Annotated in this window: 18 protein-coding genes; 14 read left to right on the top strand and 4 right to left on the bottom strand. The window is 71.6% G+C overall.

The window, feature by feature from the left end:
* Together VHA73_03815 and VHA73_03810 are read left to right on the top strand one after the other, a co-directional pair.
* Complete coding sequence (locus VHA73_03815) at positions 1-909, top strand: fumarylacetoacetate hydrolase family protein (GenBank protein ID HVX17138.1); 909 nt, start codon at positions 1-3, stop codon at positions 907-909.
* 81 nt (positions 910-990) lie between these two features.
* Positions 991-1,470: an NAD(P)H-dependent oxidoreductase gene (locus tag VHA73_03810; GenBank protein HVX17137.1), complete on the top strand. Its 480-nt coding sequence runs from the start codon at positions 991-993 to the stop codon at positions 1,468-1,470.
* Positions 1,471-1,613: 143 nt separating this feature from the next.
* On the opposite strand, the gene VHA73_03805 is transcribed toward VHA73_03810, so the two are convergent.
* The 3 genes from VHA73_03805 to VHA73_03795 form a co-directional block, all read right to left on the bottom strand.
* On the bottom strand, positions 1,614-1,892 hold the full coding sequence (locus tag VHA73_03805; protein HVX17136.1) for an Lrp/AsnC ligand binding domain-containing protein: 279 nt from the start codon (positions 1,890-1,892) through the stop codon (positions 1,614-1,616).
* A gap of 27 nt (positions 1,893-1,919) precedes the next feature.
* Positions 1,920-2,492, bottom strand: coding sequence for a hypothetical protein (locus tag VHA73_03800; protein HVX17135.1), 573 nt, complete (start codon positions 2,490-2,492; stop codon positions 1,920-1,922).
* Positions 2,493-2,792: 300 nt separating this feature from the next.
* On the bottom strand, positions 2,793-4,775 hold the full coding sequence (locus VHA73_03795) for a DEDD exonuclease domain-containing protein (protein ID HVX17134.1): 1,983 nt from the start codon (positions 4,773-4,775) through the stop codon (positions 2,793-2,795).
* Between the two features lie 38 nt (positions 4,776-4,813).
* Between VHA73_03795 and VHA73_03790 the strand changes: the two genes are divergently transcribed.
* The 10 genes from VHA73_03790 to VHA73_03745 all read left to right on the top strand — a co-directional run bounded on the left by VHA73_03790 (position 4,814) and on the right by VHA73_03745 (position 13,721).
* Positions 4,814-5,053, top strand: a complete 240-nt coding sequence (locus VHA73_03790) for a hypothetical protein (GenBank protein ID HVX17133.1) — start codon at positions 4,814-4,816, stop codon at positions 5,051-5,053.
* Positions 5,054-5,146: 93 nt separating this feature from the next.
* Positions 5,147-5,392 carry a hypothetical protein gene (locus VHA73_03785; GenBank protein ID HVX17132.1) on the top strand — a complete coding sequence of 82 codons (246 nt, stop codon included), beginning with the start codon at positions 5,147-5,149 and terminating at the stop codon, positions 5,390-5,392.
* A gap of 126 nt (positions 5,393-5,518) precedes the next feature.
* Positions 5,519-7,264, top strand: coding sequence for a septation protein SepH (gene sepH / locus VHA73_03780; protein ID HVX17131.1), 1,746 nt, complete (start codon positions 5,519-5,521; stop codon positions 7,262-7,264).
* A 51-nt stretch (positions 7,265-7,315) separates the two neighbouring features.
* Entirely contained in the window at positions 7,316-8,449 is a 1,134-nt protein-coding gene (locus VHA73_03775) for a glycosyltransferase family 4 protein (GenBank protein HVX17130.1), read from the top strand.
* Positions 8,446-9,093, top strand: a complete 648-nt coding sequence (locus VHA73_03770; GenBank protein ID HVX17129.1) for a hypothetical protein — start codon at positions 8,446-8,448, stop codon at positions 9,091-9,093. Before VHA73_03775 ends, VHA73_03770 begins: the two co-directional genes overlap by 4 nt.
* Before the next feature lie 83 nt (positions 9,094-9,176).
* Entirely contained in the window at positions 9,177-9,644 is a 468-nt protein-coding gene (locus VHA73_03765) for an SRPBCC family protein (protein ID HVX17128.1), read from the top strand.
* Complete coding sequence (locus tag VHA73_03760; GenBank protein HVX17127.1) at positions 9,644-11,116, top strand: ArsA family ATPase; 1,473 nt, start codon at positions 9,644-9,646, stop codon at positions 11,114-11,116. The genes VHA73_03765 and VHA73_03760 overlap by 1 nt, the downstream gene beginning before the upstream one ends.
* Entirely contained in the window at positions 11,109-11,441 is a 333-nt protein-coding gene (locus VHA73_03755; protein ID HVX17126.1) for a hypothetical protein, read from the top strand. The genes VHA73_03760 and VHA73_03755 overlap by 8 nt, the downstream gene beginning before the upstream one ends.
* A gap of 192 nt (positions 11,442-11,633) precedes the next feature.
* Positions 11,634-12,716 (top strand): hypothetical protein, encoded by a 1,083-nt coding sequence (locus tag VHA73_03750; GenBank protein HVX17125.1) that lies wholly within the window; start codon positions 11,634-11,636, stop codon positions 12,714-12,716.
* Between the two features lie 15 nt (positions 12,717-12,731).
* On the top strand, positions 12,732-13,721 hold the full coding sequence (locus VHA73_03745) for an ROK family protein (GenBank protein HVX17124.1): 990 nt from the start codon (positions 12,732-12,734) through the stop codon (positions 13,719-13,721).
* Positions 13,722-13,816: 95 nt separating this feature from the next.
* Here VHA73_03745 and VHA73_03740 read toward each other — a convergent pair whose 3' ends face one another.
* Positions 13,817-13,975 (bottom strand): DUF5679 domain-containing protein, encoded by a 159-nt coding sequence (locus tag VHA73_03740; GenBank protein ID HVX17123.1) that lies wholly within the window; start codon positions 13,973-13,975, stop codon positions 13,817-13,819.
* Positions 13,976-14,235: 260 nt separating this feature from the next.
* On the opposite strand from VHA73_03740, the gene VHA73_03735 reads away from it, so the two are divergent.
* A complete protein-coding gene (locus VHA73_03735; protein HVX17122.1) occupies positions 14,236-15,408 on the top strand; it encodes an aminotransferase class I/II-fold pyridoxal phosphate-dependent enzyme in 1,173 nt (390 codons plus the stop codon).
* 23 nt (positions 15,409-15,431) lie between these two features.
* Positions 15,432-16,607 carry an MFS transporter gene (locus VHA73_03730; GenBank protein HVX17121.1) on the top strand — a complete coding sequence of 392 codons (1,176 nt, stop codon included), beginning with the start codon at positions 15,432-15,434 and terminating at the stop codon, positions 16,605-16,607.
* The last annotated feature ends 37 nt before the right edge of the window (positions 16,608-16,644 follow it).

The following is a 16,644-nucleotide window of genomic DNA, read 5'->3' as shown; positions in this document are numbered from 1 at the left end:
GTGAAGCTGGCGCTGATAGCCGACCGCGAAGGCCTCGAGTGGGTGGCCACCGTCGATTCCGCTGCGGGCACCGCGTCACCCATCGCGGCGTCGCCATCGTTGCTCGAAGGCCAGCAGTCGCTGTTGCGGGTGGCGATGACCCGACACGCTCCCGACCCGATCCGACCGCCGCTCGGGCTCGACGCCGTCCGCCTCTTGAGCCCGGTGCCCGAGCCGCCGTCGATCCGAGACTTCTACGCGTTCGAGGAGCACGTGGCCACTGCGATGGGCGCGCGGGGACGCACCGTGCCGGCGGCCTGGTACGAGGTGCCCGCCTTCTACTTCACCAACCCGGTGGCCGTGTTGGCTCACGGCGATCCCGTGCACGCGCCGCGCGGTTGTGAACGGCTCGACTACGAGCTGGAGGTGGCGGCGGTGGTCGGTGTCGAGGTCGACGGAGCTGACGACCTCGAGCGGCATCCTGCGGACTGGCGGTCGGTGGTCGGAGGCTTCTGCGTGATGAACGACTGGTCCGCCCGCGACGTGCAGGCCACCGAGATGGCGGTCGGCTTGGGTCCAGCCAAGGGCAAGGACTTCGCCACGTCGCTCGGACCGTGGCTGGTGACGCCCGACGAGTTCCCGGCCACCGCGGGGTCCATGACGGCCAGCGTGGACGGCGTGCAATGGTCGAGCGGCGACCTCGCCGCACTGCACCATCCGTGGCCCACGATGCTCGCGCAAGCCGCTCGCGACACACGGCTGCGGCCGGGCGACGTGCTCGGCACCGGCACAGTGGGCACGGGCTGCATCCTCGAACTGTCGCTCGTCCACGGCAGCGATCGGTTCCCGTGGCTGGCGCCGGGGCAGCGGGTGGAGCTCACCGTCGAGGGCATCGGCACCCTCACGAACGAGGTTGTCGCCCGCCCCTGACCCGCCGGTGGCCATCGTGGCGGCGCCGACGCGGGCTCGACTGTGGCGTCGGCCCGGCAACCGAGTCGTAGCCTGCCGCGGGTGGCTCGGCTCTTGGTGGTGTCGCATTCACGATCGGGCGGCACCGCGCAACTGCGCGACGCCGTGCTCGACGGGATCGCCTCGGCCACCGAGGAGATGGGCGCCACCGCCTCACTCGAACTGCGCCGGCTGGAGTGCGAGGCCGCCGGGCCCGACGACGTGCGCTGGGCAGAGTTGGTCGTGCTCGGCTGCCCCGAGCGGTTCGGCTACATGGCCGGGCTGATGAAGGACTTCCTCGAGCGCATCTACTACGAGGTCATCGACGAGACCCGCAGCAAGCCGTGGGGACTCTTCGTCAAGGCGGGCAACGACGGTTCGGGCGCCGTGCGCAGCGTGGAGCGGATCGTCGCCGGATTGCAGTGGAAGCAAGTGCTGGCCCCGGTCGTGGCGGTGGGCGACGATGTGACCGTCGAGCACACCGACGCGGCCTGGGAGCTGGGAGCGACGTTGGCCGCCGGCCTGCTCAGCGGCTTGTACTGAGCGGCGCCCGCCGATTCCGCTCTGGGCACCTGCCGTGCCGCCGGGGGCGCGCGGAGGCGCCCAGAAGGCGGGGGTGACCGTTGTCCGGGGGCGGGCCGCTGGCTGCCGGGCCGCTCGCTGGGGCTGTTGGGGTCGCGCCGGCCTCAGTCGACGCCGAGGCTCCACATGCTCTCGAGGTCGTGGCTGCTGAACGCCTGGTAGGCGATCATCGTGCGGGTCGACACGATGCCGGGCAGCGTGGCCACCTTGCCGGTGACCACGGCGGCGAGATCGTCGTGGTGGCGCACCCGGACGATCACCACCAAGTCGACGTCGCCCGCCACGGAGTACACCTCGGCCACGCCGTCGATCTCGGTGAGCGCGCTCGCCAGCTCGGTGATGCGCGCCGGTTCGGCCGCGATGAGCACGAAGGCGCTGACCATGCGGCGAGGATACCGGGACCAGGTCGGTCAGGTGCTGGACGGGTCGGGTTCGACGGTGGTGGCCGCCGGTCGCTCGTCGATGATCCGGTCGGGGCGCACGGTGCCGGTCTCGGCTTTCGCGTGGCGTAACCGGGCGAGCGCCGCGCGGGCCGACGACTCGAGCTGGTCGACCTCATCGGCCAGGCCGCGCAGCGCAGCTCGACGCTCCCTGGCAGTGGTGTTGGCGCGGTGGTTGCGGCCAAGGCGGGTGTCGAGCTCGACGGCCTGATCGACCAGGGCGCGCAGCTGACGGTGCGCGTCGTCGACCGGCTCGGGGACCGGACCACGCCGCCGACGCAGCCGACCGGGGGGCTTGGCGCGGCTGCCCAGTGCGTCGAGGCACACGCCGGCTACCACTTGGAGGCGACGATGCAACCGGGCCGAACGGGACGGGATCAGCGCCCATCGCCATCGCACTGGCGTGCGCAGCCCGGGCGCGAGCCGCAGCACGTGGAGCACCCGGGCCCGTAGGAACAGCGTGATGGCCAACAGGACCAACACGGCCGCCACGCCTTTGGTGAACAGGCCTCCGATGGCGAGGTTGAGCCCCGTCGACAGCACCTGACCAGCCTACGAAACCCCGTCCCGCCCCGAGCCCCGTCCCATCCACCCTCAGCCACGACCGTGCGATTCGTGCAGAAGTGGCTGCGATTTCGCCACTTCCGCGCGAAGAACGAGCGCGATGTGGGCCGCGTCGAACTCTTCGTGCACTTTTTGGCTGCATGGTCGCCACTTTCGTACGAATCGCAGGATTCTGGCGGCGCGGGACGGAGCGCGAGCGGGACGGGGCGGGGCGGCGCGGGCGCGGGCGTGACGGGGCGGCGCGGGCGCGGGCGCGGGCGGGACGGGGCGGGAGGGCGGTCAGCGGCGGGGCGCGTGGGTGGCGCGCGCGGTGGGGCGGAACTGGGGGAGCGGCGGGAGCGGGGTGGCCAGCGCGCCGTCGCACGACACCAGGCGGACCTGGTCCGGATGCCGGTCGAGCCAGGCGGCGACGCAGGCCAGCTCGTCGGCCACGTGCCGCTCAAAGGCGTGGACCAGCGCATCCGGGCAGCCGATCCCGGCGTCGCCGGCCGGCGCGGGGGTGTCGCCGACCGGCGAGTGGGTGTCGCCGACCGGCGCGGGGGTGTCGCCGGCCGGCGAGTGGGTGTCGCCGACCGGGGTGGAGGCGTCGCGGGTCGGGGAGGGGGTGCCGTCACCCGGCGCGGGAAGGCAGCCCGGGCCGAAGGTGGGGAACGGGTCTTGCCGCCCGACGGGCCCGGCCTCGACCAGCTCGCCACGCACGAACGCCAGGCGTTGGCGGGCGTCGTGGTCGCCGCCGGCCGTACGGCTCACCGCGACGTCGAGCACGACCCGCGCCGAGCGCCACAGACCCTCGAAGCGGCGCTGGCGGCGCAGCGCGGTGGCGAGCGCGTCGGCACGGTCGCGCAGGTCGGCCGCTTCCTCGAACCGTTCCTGGGCGGCGAGGTCCACCATGCGCGCCTCGAGCGGTCCGAGCAGGATCGACGGGTCGGTGGTGAAGCCCCGGACCACGGCGTCGACGTGGCGTCGATACTCGGTCTCTGACACGCCGCCAGTGCACGGGCACAGCGCCACGCCGAGCTGCGCAGCCGCGCATGCGCCCTCGCGTCGTGCCTGGACCGGGACGGGCGCGGTGCAGCGTCGCAGCGGTACGACGGTCTGGACGGCCTCGATCACCCGTTGCGCGGCGCGGGTCGACGACAGCGGCCCCAGGTAGCGTGCGCCATCGGGGCGTGCTCGGCGCACGACCGACAGGCGAGGGAAGCGCTCGTTGGTGAGCTTCACGTACGCGTACGAGCGCCAGGTCTTGGCTTGGCGGTTGAAGCGTGGCTCGAGCTGGTGGATCAGGCGCACTTCGAGCACGGCGGCTTCGAGGGGAGTGGCACACCCGATGTGGTCGACGCCCGCCGTTTCGCGGAGCATCGGCCCGATCTTGCGCCGCTCGTCGCCCGAGAAGTACGAGCGGACCCGACTCCGCAGGTTGGTGGCCTTGCCGACGTACAAGGCGCGGCCACCCCGGTCCCGGAAGATGTACACGCCCGGCGAGCGCGGGAGGTCTTCGGTGAAGCGGAGCTTGTCGGCCTGGGGGTGACCGCCGAGCTTCGGAAGGGTGAGCAGGTCGTCGAGCCCGAGCACGCCCCATGCGGCGGCCCGTTCGAGCAGGAAGTGGAGCAGGTCGCCGGTGGCGAGCGCGTCGTCGAGCGCGCGGTGGCTGGGTTGGTGGTCGAGGCGGAACCGGTCGGCAAGGGTGCCCAGCTTGCAGTTGGGCACTTCGTCGCGCACGAGGCGTCGGGCGAGCGCACAGGTGTCGACGGAGCGGTTCGACAGCCGGGGGCGACCCGTGCGCTCGAGCGCCGCGTCGAGATAGCCCAAGTCGTAGCGGACGTTGTGACCGACGATCACCGCGTCGCCGATGAACTCCAGCAGGGACGGGAGGACCTCGTTGGTGTGCGGCGCCGGCATCACCATCGCCTGGGTGATGCCGGTGAGCACGGTGATGAACGGGGGGATGAGTGCCCCCGGGTTGACGAGCGTCTGGAAGCGACCGAGGCACTCGCCGCCCCGGAGCTTGACAGCGCCGATCTCGGTGATCCCGCCGTCGGTCGCGGTACCGCCGGTGGTCTCGAGGTCGATGACGCAGAAGGTGACCTCCGACAGCGGCGTGCCGAGATCGTCGAGCGTGCGCTGCACGAAGCGGGGAGCGGGCACTGCGTCGCCGGGGTCGCGCATCGCCACCGTTGTATCGAACAGGCGTTCGGTCGTCAAGAGGTCCGCGGGTCGGCGCTGGGGGCCGCGTTCCCCGTCGCCGGTGTCCGGAGTGGTCACTGGGGCACCATCCTTTGTGCGGTCGGTAACATCTCGCCGTGACCACCTCGCGCTATCGCTGCACCGGTTGCGGCAACCTCACCCGCTTCGACGTCACTGCGTCGCGCCGCACCCGCTCGTTCCACCACTACACCGTGGGTGGCGACCTCACGGTCGAGGCCGAAGAAGTGCTCGACGAGCAGGTCGAGGAAGTCCTGTGCCGTTGGTGTGGCTCGGGCACCCAGGTCGAGCAGATCTCTCAAGAGGCGGCGGAGGCCGCCGCGCAGGGGAACGCCTGACCCACCTTGCCTCGGGGCCGAGCCCCGGCCCGCTGTCACACCCCGCGGGTTGACTGGTGCCCGTCAGCTACCGGTCCCCGAGGAGGCCTGGCGATGGGTTGGAACGACCCGAACGTGCGCGACGAGCACGGTGGTGTCCGGATCGACTGCGACACCTGCGTGATGCGGCGCACCGATGCGTGCGACGACTGCGTCGTCACGTTCCTGTGCTCGCGCGAGCCCGACGAAGCCGTGGTGATCGACGTCGCCGAGGTGCGTGCGCTGCGTTTGCTGCAGCGCACTCTGCTTGCGCCGGGTCTCCGCTACGAACCCGATCCGGGCCACCGCAGGTCGTCGTGATCCCACCCGCCGCGGTGACGGCGCGCCTCGCCTCGGGCGCCTGACCCCGCCTGGTTGATCGCCGGGGCGATTGGGGCGAACTGCTACCGTCGTCGCAGACCTGAGGGCGGGTCGAGGACGGCTGCTGTGAAGAAACTCCACTTGGTCGGCCTCACAACCGACCGCAAGAACCTGATGTTGAGCACGCGTCGCGGCAGCAAGTCGGGCGCGTACACCGTCGAGATCGACGACGACCTCGTGCAGGCGCTGACGCAGCCGGCCAGCGGCAGCGAGACGCCGGTGCCCACCGCGAAGCGTGGCCGCTCGACGCCCAACGCCCAACAGGCTGCCGAGTTGGAGGAGATCCTCGGCGAGCAAGAGGCTCGTCTGCGCCAAGACAGCTCGCTCAGCGTTCGCGACATCCAGACCCGGCTCCGGCGAGGCCACCGCCTCGACGAGGTCGCCAAAGAGGCCGGCGTGAGTCGCGAGTGGGTGGCGCGGTTCGCCGCGCCAGTGGTCGCCGAGCAAGCCGCGGTGGTCAACGAGCTGCGCGAGGCCACCTTCTCCGCGCGGCGCAAGGGTCCGTCGGCCGCACCGGTGGCCGAGTCCATCGCCCGGAACCTGCTCGACAAAGGCGTCACCGATGTCGCCGAGCAGCTCGAGCAGGGTTGGCGCGCGCATCAGGTCGAGGGCGACGAATGGCTCGTGCGGTTCGACTACCGATCGAGGGGCCGCACGCAGGTGGCCGAGTGGCGCTGGCGTCGTCGTAGCGGTCGTGCCGTTGCGGTGAACCGCTTGGCGGCGGAGCTCGCCCACCTCGAGCACGACGCGGGGGATGTGGCGGCCATCGTCTCGCCCCCGACCCTGCACACGCGTACCGGGAGTCGGTCCCGCCACCCATCCGGCGGCGAAGGCGACCGTGCTCCGTCGAACGGCGCGCGTGCCAAGCGGGCCTCGAAGCGGACGGGAGGCACCACCCGCGCCGGCGAGGGCGGCACAGAAGTGGCCCCGTCGCGTCCGGCCGCGAAGAAGGCGGCCGCCAAACGCCGTCCGGCGACGAGGGCCGCGGCCAAGGGGACGACGGCCAAGCGGGCGGCCGCCACCAAGTCCACCGGCTCGAAGAAGGCAACGGCGAAGAAGGCGGCCGCCGCCAAGTCCACCGGCTCGAAGAAGGCACCGGCGAAGAAGGCAACGGCGAAGAAGCCGGCGGCCAAGCGGGCTGGGACCGTCCGGAGCGCAGCGACGGCGGGCGCTGGCGCGAGGAAGGCCACACCTGCCAACAAGCGCGCCGCCGCGAGGAAGGGCACACCAGCGAAGGCCGCGCCGCCCAGCAAGCGAGCGGCCAGCAAGCGAGCGGCCGGCAAGGCTGCGGCCGCGAAGCCGTCGGCCACTCGTGGCGCGGCACGCAAGCGGGCCGGCGCCCCCGGGAACAACGCGCGAACGAAGGCCACCGGCACGGGCTCCTCGTCGGCGCGCCCCTCGCGCGGCGGCACGCCGTCACGTCCCGCCCGGGAACCCGCGGCGCCGGTCGTCGAGACGTCGGTCGCGGCGTCCCAAGCGGCGCTCGCCGAGCCGGTGTCCTCGAATGGCCAGGGCGCGGTGGTCCAGCCCGAGGGGCGTACGTCCGTTGCGTCACCCGCTGGCGGCGGCCGGATGCTGCCGACCGAGGACCCGTTCGCAGGCCTCGACTTGTCGGCTGGGTTCTCGCCGAACTGGCGTGAGACCCCGGTGGGCGAGCCGGACCCTGACCCCTCGCCTTCGCCGCGGCTGGCACGCACCGAATGGCCGCCGCGGGTCGAGGGCGGCGCCGCCCCGGGCGACGAGACCGACGGGGGCGACCCCTCATCCGCACCCGTTCATCGCCGCCGCGCACCGCTGCGCGCTGAGCGCTGACCGCTCGGAGACGGCCCCGCCGCATCCCCTTGATCCAGGACTTCCTTCGTGGTGCCCCACCTGCTCGTCACCAACGACTTCCCGCCCAAGCACGGTGGGATCCAGTCGTACTTGTGGGAGCTGTGGCGCCGTCTTCCACCCGACGACGTCACCGTGCTGACGACGTCGTTTCGTGGCGACGCAGCGTGGGATCGCGAGCAGCCGTACCGCGTGGTGCGGGACCCGGCGCGGGTGCTGTTCCCGACGCCGCCGATCGTGCGGAGGATCAACGAGCTCGCCGCCGACGTCGGCGCGAAGTTGGTGGTGCTCGACCCGGCCCTTCCGTTGGGCTTGGTCGGCCCCCGCCTCGAGCTGCCGTACGCGGTGGTCGTGCACGGGGCCGAAGTCACCGTGCCCGGCCGTGCACCGGGCGTGCGGGGGCTCCTCGGTTGGGTCCTGCGTGGGGCGCGCGCCGTCATCGCAGCGGGCGGTTATCCGGCCCGCGAAGCCGAACGGGCGGCCGGCACCTCGTTGCCGGTCACGGTGATCCCGCCTGGTGTCGACCCGACCCGCTTCCAACCGCTCGACGCGCCGGCGCGTGCCGGCACGCGTGCCCGGTTCGGACTGCCCGCTGATGGTCCGCTCGTCGTGTCGGTCAGCCGCCTGGTGCCGCGCAAGGGCGTCGACGTGGTGATCGAGGCCGTCGCCCGACTCGCGCCGACGCATCCGGGGCTCACGTTGGCGGTCGGCGGTGACGGCCGCGACCGGGTGAGGTTGGAGCGCCTCGCTCGTCGCACGGGCGCGCCGGCACATTTTCTCGGACGGGTGCCCGACGACGACCTCCCGGCGTTGTACGGCGTCGGCGACGTCTTCGCGATGTTGTGCCGCAACCGGTGGGCCGGTCTCGAGCAGGAAGGCTTCGGGATCGTGTTCCTGGAGGCGGCCGCCGCAGGCGTTCCACAAGTGGCCGGCGACAGCGGAGGAGCCGCCGAGGCCGTCGCACACGGCGAGTCCGGCCTGGTGGTCGACGACCCCACCGACGTGGCGGCCACTGCCGCCGCCTTGTCGAGGTTGCTCGACGAACCCGCCCTGCGAGCCGGCGCCGCGGCGGCCGGGCGCGCCCGCGCGGAGTCCGAGTATGGCTACGACGTGCTGGCGGCGCGCCTGGTCGACGCGCTCGACCGGGCCGCGCAGGGCGCGCCGTGACGGACCAGCTCGGGCCCGTCGAGCCCGATGACGACGATGCCGAGTGGGTTGACGCCCGTGGTGACGAACGCTCGCTCGCCGACGAGCCCGGACTGACGATCCTGCGGGTCGACGTGATCGCCACGGCGGTGTTCGTCGTGGTGCAGATCCTCGCCGCGGCGCTCGGCGCCAAGCCGCTGCTGGTGGTGTCGGTCGCGCTGGCGCTGACCCTGTTCGTGGTGGGCATCGTCGGCTACGTCGTGGGTTTTCTCCAGGCGGTGGGCCGCAGCCGCGCGGAGGAAGTCGACTTGGCTGGGCTGTTCTTGTTGGCCGACGCGCCCCGCACGATCCGCCGGGTGCTGGCCTCGGCGTTCGCGGTCCAAGTCGTGGTGGCGCTCGGTGCAGCGGCCGTCCGGCCGTTCTCTGCGCTGGCGTTCGGCATCCTCGTGCCGCTGTTCGGCGGCGCCGCCGCGTGCCGGTGGTCAGCTCGGTACGGCGACTTCCCGCCGCGGGGCGTCGCCAGGGGCGATGTGCGTGACCGTCGCCGGGGTGGCGACGGCCGGGTTCCTGGTCCACCCCGCCGTCGCTGGTTCGATCCCGTGGGGCTCGACGACGACCGGGATGCGGATGCTGGTGGGGTTCGGCCAGAATGCGAAGATCGGTAGCCAGTTCGAACCGAATGGGCAGGGACGCGCCCGTCGGCAGCGGGCGACCGGTCACATGGCAACAGAGGAGATCAGCGGGGATCATGGCCGAGCACGCCATCGAACACACCACCGTCGACGCTCCCGTCGACGACTGCCTGGCCGTCGTCCTCGACTTCGAGCGCTACCCGGAGTGGGCACGTGCGCTGAAGGAAGTCACCGTCGCGTCCCGCGACGACGAAGGTCGCCCGCTCGAAGTGCAGTTCCGCGCCGCGGGCTTCGGGCACAGCACGACGTACCGGTTGCGCTACGACTACTCGGGCTCGCCCGGCAGGCTGTCGTGGACGCTGGTCGAGAGCGACGTGTGCCGCAAGCTTGACGGCTACTACGACTTCCGACCCGCCGATGGCGACCCTGGCCGCACCGAAGTCGACTACCTCCTCGAGGCGGAGCTGGTGGTGCCGCTTCCGGCGTTCATCAAGCGACGCACGGAGCTCAAGATCATCCACACCGCCCTGCACGACTTGCGGGCCCGGATCGAACAGCAGGCGGCAGGAGTCGAGCCGTCGTAGTGGCCGGTGAGCCGAGATCGACGCCCGACGAGCGCGCCGCGGTGACGCGCGGCGCCCACCCGGGTGGGCGCGCCAAGAGCGCCACGGCGAAGTCCGCGGCGGCGAGGCGGACCGCGACGAAGAAGCCGACGCCGCAGCAGGCCGCGGCGAAGAAGGCAACGGCGAAGAAGGCAACGGCGAAGAAGGCAACGGCGAAGAAGGCATCGGCGAAGAAGGGCGCCGCTGGCGCGAGAGCTGGGTCAGCTCGTCCCCGTAGCCGGAGCACCGATGCCGAGCAGGTCACCCCCACGTCGCTCGACGGCACCCGCGTGCTGCTGTTCACCGGTAAGGGTGGGGTCGGCAAGACCACCACCGCCGCGGCCACCGCCTTGCGGTGCGCGGAGCTGGGGCACCGCACGATCGTGCTGTCCACCGATCCGGCCCACAGCCTCGCCGACGCCTTCGGCATCGAGCTGGGGCCGCTCACCCGCGAGATCGCCCCCAACCTCTTTGGTCAGCAGCTCGACGCACAGGACCGCATGGAGGACGCCTGGGCCGACATCCAAGAGTGGCTGCGGGGCGTGTTCGACTGGGCCGGCGTCGACGGGATCGAGGCCGAGGAGCTGTCGGTGCTGCCCGGACTCGACGAGATCTTCGCGCTGGCGGACATCAAGCACTACGCGTCGTCGGGGGAGTGGGACGTCGTGGTCGTCGACTGCGCGCCCACTGCGGAGACCATCCGGCTGCTCTCCTTGCCCGACATCTTGTCGTGGTACATGGAGCGGCTGTTCCCCATGGGGCGGCGGGTCAACAAGGTCGTGGCGCCGGTGCTGTCGCGGGTCACCTCGCTGCCGGTCGCGGGCGACGACGTGCTGGGCTCGGTCCAGAGGTTCTACGACCGGCTCGACGGCGTCCGCGAGATCCTGGGCGACGGGCTGCGTTCGTCCGTCCGCCTGGTCGTCAACCCCGAGCGGATGGTCATCGCCGAGGCCCGCCGCACGCACACGTACTTGTCGCTGTTCGGCTACCGAGTCGACGCGGTCATCGCCAACCGGCTGCTCCCTGACGTCGTGAGCGACCCGTGGTTCGACCGGTGGAAGGCGGCCCATGCCGAGCATCTCGACCAGATCGAGCAAGGGTTCGCGCCCATACCTGTGTTGCGCGCCGAGCTGGCGGCCGAGGAGCTGATCGGGCTCGACCGGCTGCGCCCCTTCGCGGCCACCTTGTACCCGGACGTCGACCCTGCGGCGATGTTGCACGACGGTGACCCCATCGACATTCGGGAGCGGCCCGGTGGCGGCTTCGCGCTCCGGATGACGCTGCCGAACGCCTCGAAAGACGACCTCGAGCTGGGTCGCCGCGACGACGAGTTGCTGATCCGGGTCGGCCCGTATCGGCGAGCTGTCCTGCTGCCCGACTCGCTCAAGCGTCGCGCGGTCACCGGTGCCAGCCTCGAGGGCAGCGTGCTGGAAGTGGGGTTCGACCATGGCTGACCGACCAGAGCGACCATCCACCGCGACCGACGCCGAGACGGCGCAGGTGCCACCCGGTGATCCACGTGCCAACGCCTCGGCCGCGCTCGATCACCTCCAAGGTGCCGCGCTCGAGCTGATCGCGGCTGCCCGGTCGGTGCTCGACGCGGCGGAAGAAGTCGTGCAGGACCCCGACGCGCTGCGCCACGCCACGGGCGCGCTGACCTCGATCGTCGACGCCGCCGCCAAGATCGGTCGCAGCGCGGCAGGCGCGGCCACCGGCCACGGGGGCGCCGCACGCGCTTCGTCCGACGACAACCCGATCGAACGGATCCGAGTGGACTGACAGCGTCCGGTGTGCCCCGATGTCGAGCGATGTCGGGCACCCCTCCTGTCGGCATCGGCGCGGGAGGGTTCGGGTCCGGCGAGCACGTCCGCCCGGGCCCGCGTACGATCGCGCTACGTGTGCCCGGCAGGGCGCAGCGCCGAGTCCGGAGGTAATGGCTTGCCCGTCATCACGGAGGACACCGTCCGACGCTTGGCTCAGTTCCGGGGGGAGCGAGCGCCGGTCACGACCTGCTACCTCGATGTCGACGGAAGGCGGCTCACCCGCCAAGCCGACGTCGAACAGGAGCTCGAACCGCTCCTCCGTCGATTGCGAAGCAAAGCCAACGGAACGGCATCGGTGCACGACGACCTGCGCCGGATCGAGGCCTACGTCAAAGGTGGTTTCGAGCGCTCCGGGATCCGGGGCCTCGCTTTCTTTTCGTGCAGCGCCGAGGCGCTGTGGGAAGTCGTGGCGCTGCCCGTGCGGGTCCGCAGCCGGGTCACCGTGAACCACCAGCCCGCCGTCTCGCAGCTCGAGTCGCTGCTCAGCGACCACGAGCCGTTCGGGGTGCTGCTCGTCGACCGCCAACGCACCCGGTTGTTCCGCTTCGAGCTCGGCGAGCTGGTCGACCGGTCCGAGCTGGTCGACGAGTTGCCCCGCGACTACGACGTGCGAGGCATGCGCGAGCGGGGCGAAGTGCAGCCGCACGCCGACGAGCTCGCCCACCAGCACGCCCGCGGTGCCGCGCAGGCGGCGTGGGCCGCCCATCAGGAGCGGCCCTTCGACCACCTCGCGCTCGGCGGCCCCGACGACGTCGTCGGCCAGGTGACCGCTGCGCTGCACCCCTACCTCCGCGAGCGGTGCCGCACCCGCATCAACGTGCCGATGACCGCGTCGGTGGCGCAGATCCGCGACGCCGCGATCGAACTCGAGATCGCCACCAGCCGGCAGCGTGAGGCCGACCTCGTCGGCCGCCTGCGCGAGCAGGCCGGCGCCGCGACCCGGGCCGTGGTGGGGCTCCACGCCACCTTGGCGGCGCTCGACGAGCGGCGGGTTGAACGGTTGGTGGTCTCCGAGGGCTACAGCGTGCCCGGGTTCCGCTGCGAGCCGTGCGGCTGGCTCTCGGTCAAAGGACCCCGGTGCCCGGTCTGCGAGACCGACATGGCCCGCATCGACGACGTCGTCGAAGAAGCCATCGAAGTCGCGTTCGCCCAGTCATGTTCGGTCGACGTGTGCACGGGCAATGCCGATCTCGACGTCGCCGGTCGGATCGGCGCCTTCCTGCGCTACTGACGCCACTTGACCACCGTGACGCCTCGGCTCGTTGCCGGGCTCGACCTCGGCGGGACCAAGTTGCTCGGGGCGGTCGTCGACGCCGCGGGGGACGCGGGCGCGCCCTTGCTCGAAGCGCGCATCCCGAACCCCCACGGCGGACCGGAAGTGCTGTTCGACGCACTGGGCGACATGGTGGCCGGCTTGCGGGCGCGCGCCCAGGCCGAGCGCGGTGTGGACCTCGTGGCGGTCGGACTCGGCGCGCCCGGGCTCGTCGACCGAGCCGGCGTGCTCCGGTTCGGGGCCAACCTGCCCGGCGTGGTCGACGTCGACTTCGCCCATGAGCTGCGCCGGCGCACCGGCCTCCCCGTCGCGGTCGACAACGACGCCACGTGCGCCGCCTGGGCCGAGCACGAGCGAGGCGCGTCGGTCGACTGCGACAATTCCGTGCTGGTCACGTTGGGAACCGGGATCGGCGCCGGGATCGTCGTCAACGGCGCGGTGTTCCGGGGCGCCCACGGGTTCGCCGGTGAGCCCGGCCACATGACCGTCGACCCAGACGGCCCCGAGTGCACGTGCGGGCGGCGGGGGTGCTGGGAGCGCTACGCGTCGGGTTCAGGGCTGGCCCGATTGGGCCAGGCGGCAGCGCGGGCGGGGCACAGCCCGCTGCTGGTGACGCTGGCCGGCGGCGAGGCGTCCGCGGTCCGGGGCGAGCACGTGACGCAAGCCGCCGCCGAAGGCGACCGCGGCGCCCTCGGGGTGCTCGCGGAGGTCGGCCACTGGCTCGGCCTCGGCATCGCCAACCTCGTCAACGTGCTCGATCCCGAGGTCGTGGTGGTGGCGGGTGGGTTGGTGGAGGCCGGCGACTTGATCCTCGCGCCGGCCCGGGGCGCGTATCACGGCCTGGTCTACGGCGACCACATGCGGCCGACCGTGCCGATCCGCGCCGCGCAGTTGGGGGAGCGGGCCGGCGCGATCGGCGCGGCGCTGCTCGCCGACGAGGCGGCGCGTGGCGGTGACGACTGAGCCCACCCCCGTTCCGCGCGTGCATTCCGACCGGGACGGTTGGATTTCTCGCGCGGAAGCGAGGGTTGGCGGGGCTGGTTCGGCGTCAGGCCTGGTCAGGCCTTGCCGAGGATGCGGTTCAGCTTGGTTCCGCACGTCGGGCAGATGCCCTTGGCCATGCGGGTGCCCTTGTCGTTCACGACGACGTCGCCCTCGAAGGTTCGCTTCTCACGGCACTTGACGCAGTACGCCTCACCGTTGAACTTCTCGCTCATTGGTTCCTCCCTGCGCTGCATGGCAGCGATCCAGGGTCGGGTTTCCGACCGCTGCACACGCTAGGGCGGTGTCGTGGCCTGACTGGCGGATAGGCGCAAAACCAGTTGCACGTGCAATCAGTGACGCGGGGTGCGGTCGGCGTCGACGAAGCACGCCCGGGCCGCTCGATCCCGGTCCACATGGCGTGGCGCACCGGGTCCGCCGTGGCCGCCGGAACCGGCTTCTGACGCTCCGAACGGCAGCAGTACTGTCGTCGCCCATGGAGTTCCGCCGGATCACGAACCTGCCGCCGTACGTCTTCACGATCATCGACACGCTGAAGGTGCAGGCTCGTCGCGACGGGGTCGACGTGATCGACTTCGGGTTCGGCAACCCGGATCTTCCGTCACCAGAGGTGGCGGTGGAGAAGCTCTGCGAGGCGGCGCACAACTCCCGCAACCACCGCTACTCGTCGAGCCGAGGCATCCCCAAGCTCCGTGATGCGGTCGCCGCCCTGTACCGGCGTCGGTTCGACGTCGAGCTCGACCCCGAGACCGAGGTCATCGCCACGATCGGCGCCAAGGAGGGCTTCAGCCACCTCATGTGGGTGCTGCTCCAGCCTGGGGACGCTGCCTTGGTGCCGTCGCCGTCGTACCCGATCCACATCTACGGGCCCTTGTTCGCCGGCGCTGACGTACGGGAGATCCCGATCGGCACCGACGAGGACTTCTTCGAGAACGTGCAGGAGGCGTACGAGTACTCGTGGCCCAAGCCGCGGGTGATCGTGCTGTCGTTCCCGCACAACCCCACCACCACGTGTGTCGACCTGGGCTTCATGCAGCGGATGGTCGACTTCGCCCGCGAGCGCGGCGTGATCTTGGTGCACGACAATGCCTACGCCGAGCTCGGGTTCGACGGGTACCGGCCGCCGTCGATCCTCCAGGCCGAAGGCGCCAAGGAGTGCGCGGTCGAGCTGTACTCGCTGACCAAGTCGTTCTCGATGGCGGGTTGGCGGATGGCGTTCCTCGCCGGCAATCCCGACATCGTGGCCGCGCTGGCGAAGATCAAGAGCTACCTCGACTACGGCGCCTTCCAGCCGATCCAGATCGCGTCGACCGTCACCTTGAACGAGGACCCGGACCACCCTGAGCAGGTGCAGAAGATCTACCAGGCCCGCCGCGACGCCTTGTGTGAAGGGCTGAACCGCATCGGCTGGGAGGTCACCCCGCCAGGCGGCACCATGTTCTTGTGGGCGCCGATCCCCGAGCCGTACCTCGAGATGGGATCGATCGAGTTCGCGTCGTACCTCGTGCGCGAGGCACACGTCGCCACGTCGCCCGGCGTCGGCTTCGGCCCGCGGGGCGACGGCTTCGTGCGGTTCGCCATGATCGAGAACGAGCAGCGGACCCAACAAGGCATCCGCAACCTGCGTCGCGCCTTGGACCGGCTCTGAACAGGTCGCCCGCGCCGGCGTCGTTGTGGACGCCGGCTTTCGTCGTCATCACGCTGGCCGGGCTCGCGTACTTCACGGCCCTGGGGGCGCTGCTTCCCGTCCTCCCGCACTTCGTCGAGGACGAGCTCGGGGGTAGCGGGTTCGCGATCGGGCTGGCCGTGGGGGCGTTCAGCGTGTCGGCCGCCCTGTTGCGCCCGGCGGTCGGCCGCCTCGGCGACCTTCGTGGGCGACGGCTGTTGGTGGTCGGTGGCGGGCTGGTGGTCGCCGCGTCGATCGCGGGCTATGCGCTGGCCAGCAACCTCGTGGTGCTGGTGGTGCTGCGCCTGTTGACCGGAGCGGGCGAGGCGGCGTTCTTCGTGGGCGCCGCCACGGCCGTGCAGGATCTGGCGCCACCCGAACGTCGTGGGGAGGCGGCGTCGTTCTTCTCGGTGTCGCTGTACGGCGGTCTGGCGATCGGGCCGCCATTCGGTGAGTACGTGTCGCACCACCTCGGCTGGCACCAGACCTGGTTCATCATCGCTGCGTGTGCCGCCGTGGCGCCGCTGGTCGGCAAGTGGGTGCCGTCGAGCGTCGAGGGCGACGTCCCAACCCGCCGTGGGTTCCTCCACACCGCCGCGATCGGCCCTGGCGTCGTGTTGGTGCTCGCCATGATGGGGTTCGCGGCGTTCGGCACGTTCGTACCGACATGGACCGACCATCTCGACCTGCACGGCTCGGGCGGTGTCTTCGGCCTGTACGCCGTCATCATCTTGCTGGTGCGCCTGGTGGGGGCGAAAGTGCCCGACCGCTTCGGTCCGCTGGCCACCAGCGTCGCGTCGCTGTTCGCGCTCGTGGCCGGGCTGACGGTCATGACGAGTTGGCCCGCCCCTGCCGGGCTGTATGCCGGCACAGCCGTCTTCTCCGTCGGCATGTCGCTGCTGTTTCCGGCGCTGTTCCTCCAAGTCATGCGCGATGCACCCGACGAGGAGCGCAGCCATGCCGTCGGCACGTTCTCGTTGTTCTTCGACCTGTCGCAGGGCTTGGGGGCGCCGCTGCTGGGCGTCTTGGTGTCGGTGGCCGACGAACGCGCCGCGTTCGGTGCCGCAGCGGTGCTCTGCACGGTGGGCCTGGTGGTGCTGGCGAGCCGCCGGGCGCAGTTCCGCGAGCCGGTCGCTCTGGTGCACGACACCGACGCGGCGCTGCTCGCGGAGCCGCACTGACGCCCGGGCACGCCGTGGCGGGTGGGAACGTGGTCGT

Source organism: Acidimicrobiales bacterium (assembly GCA_035547835.1).
In the GTDB taxonomy this organism is placed as follows: Bacteria; Actinomycetota; Acidimicrobiia; order Acidimicrobiales; family Iamiaceae; genus DASZTW01.
Note: the sequence above shows the minus strand (reverse complement) of the source record. Positions and strands in the feature narration are given on the sequence as shown.

Coding starts and splice junctions, on each gene's coding strand:
- VHA73_03735 (HVX17122.1), top strand. CDS start 14,236: ATGGAGTTCCGCCGGATCACGAACCTGCCGCCGTACGTCTTCACGATC.
- VHA73_03755 (HVX17126.1), top strand. CDS start 11,109: ATGGCTGACCGACCAGAGCGACCATCCACCGCGACCGACGCCGAGACG.
- VHA73_03785 (HVX17132.1), top strand. CDS start 5,147: ATGGGTTGGAACGACCCGAACGTGCGCGACGAGCACGGTGGTGTCCGG.
- VHA73_03765 (HVX17128.1), top strand. CDS start 9,177: ATGGCCGAGCACGCCATCGAACACACCACCGTCGACGCTCCCGTCGAC.
- VHA73_03805 (HVX17136.1), bottom strand. CDS start 1,892: ATGGTCAGCGCCTTCGTGCTCATCGCGGCCGAACCGGCGCGCATCACC.
- VHA73_03740 (HVX17123.1), bottom strand. CDS start 13,975: ATGAGCGAGAAGTTCAACGGTGAGGCGTACTGCGTCAAGTGCCGTGAG.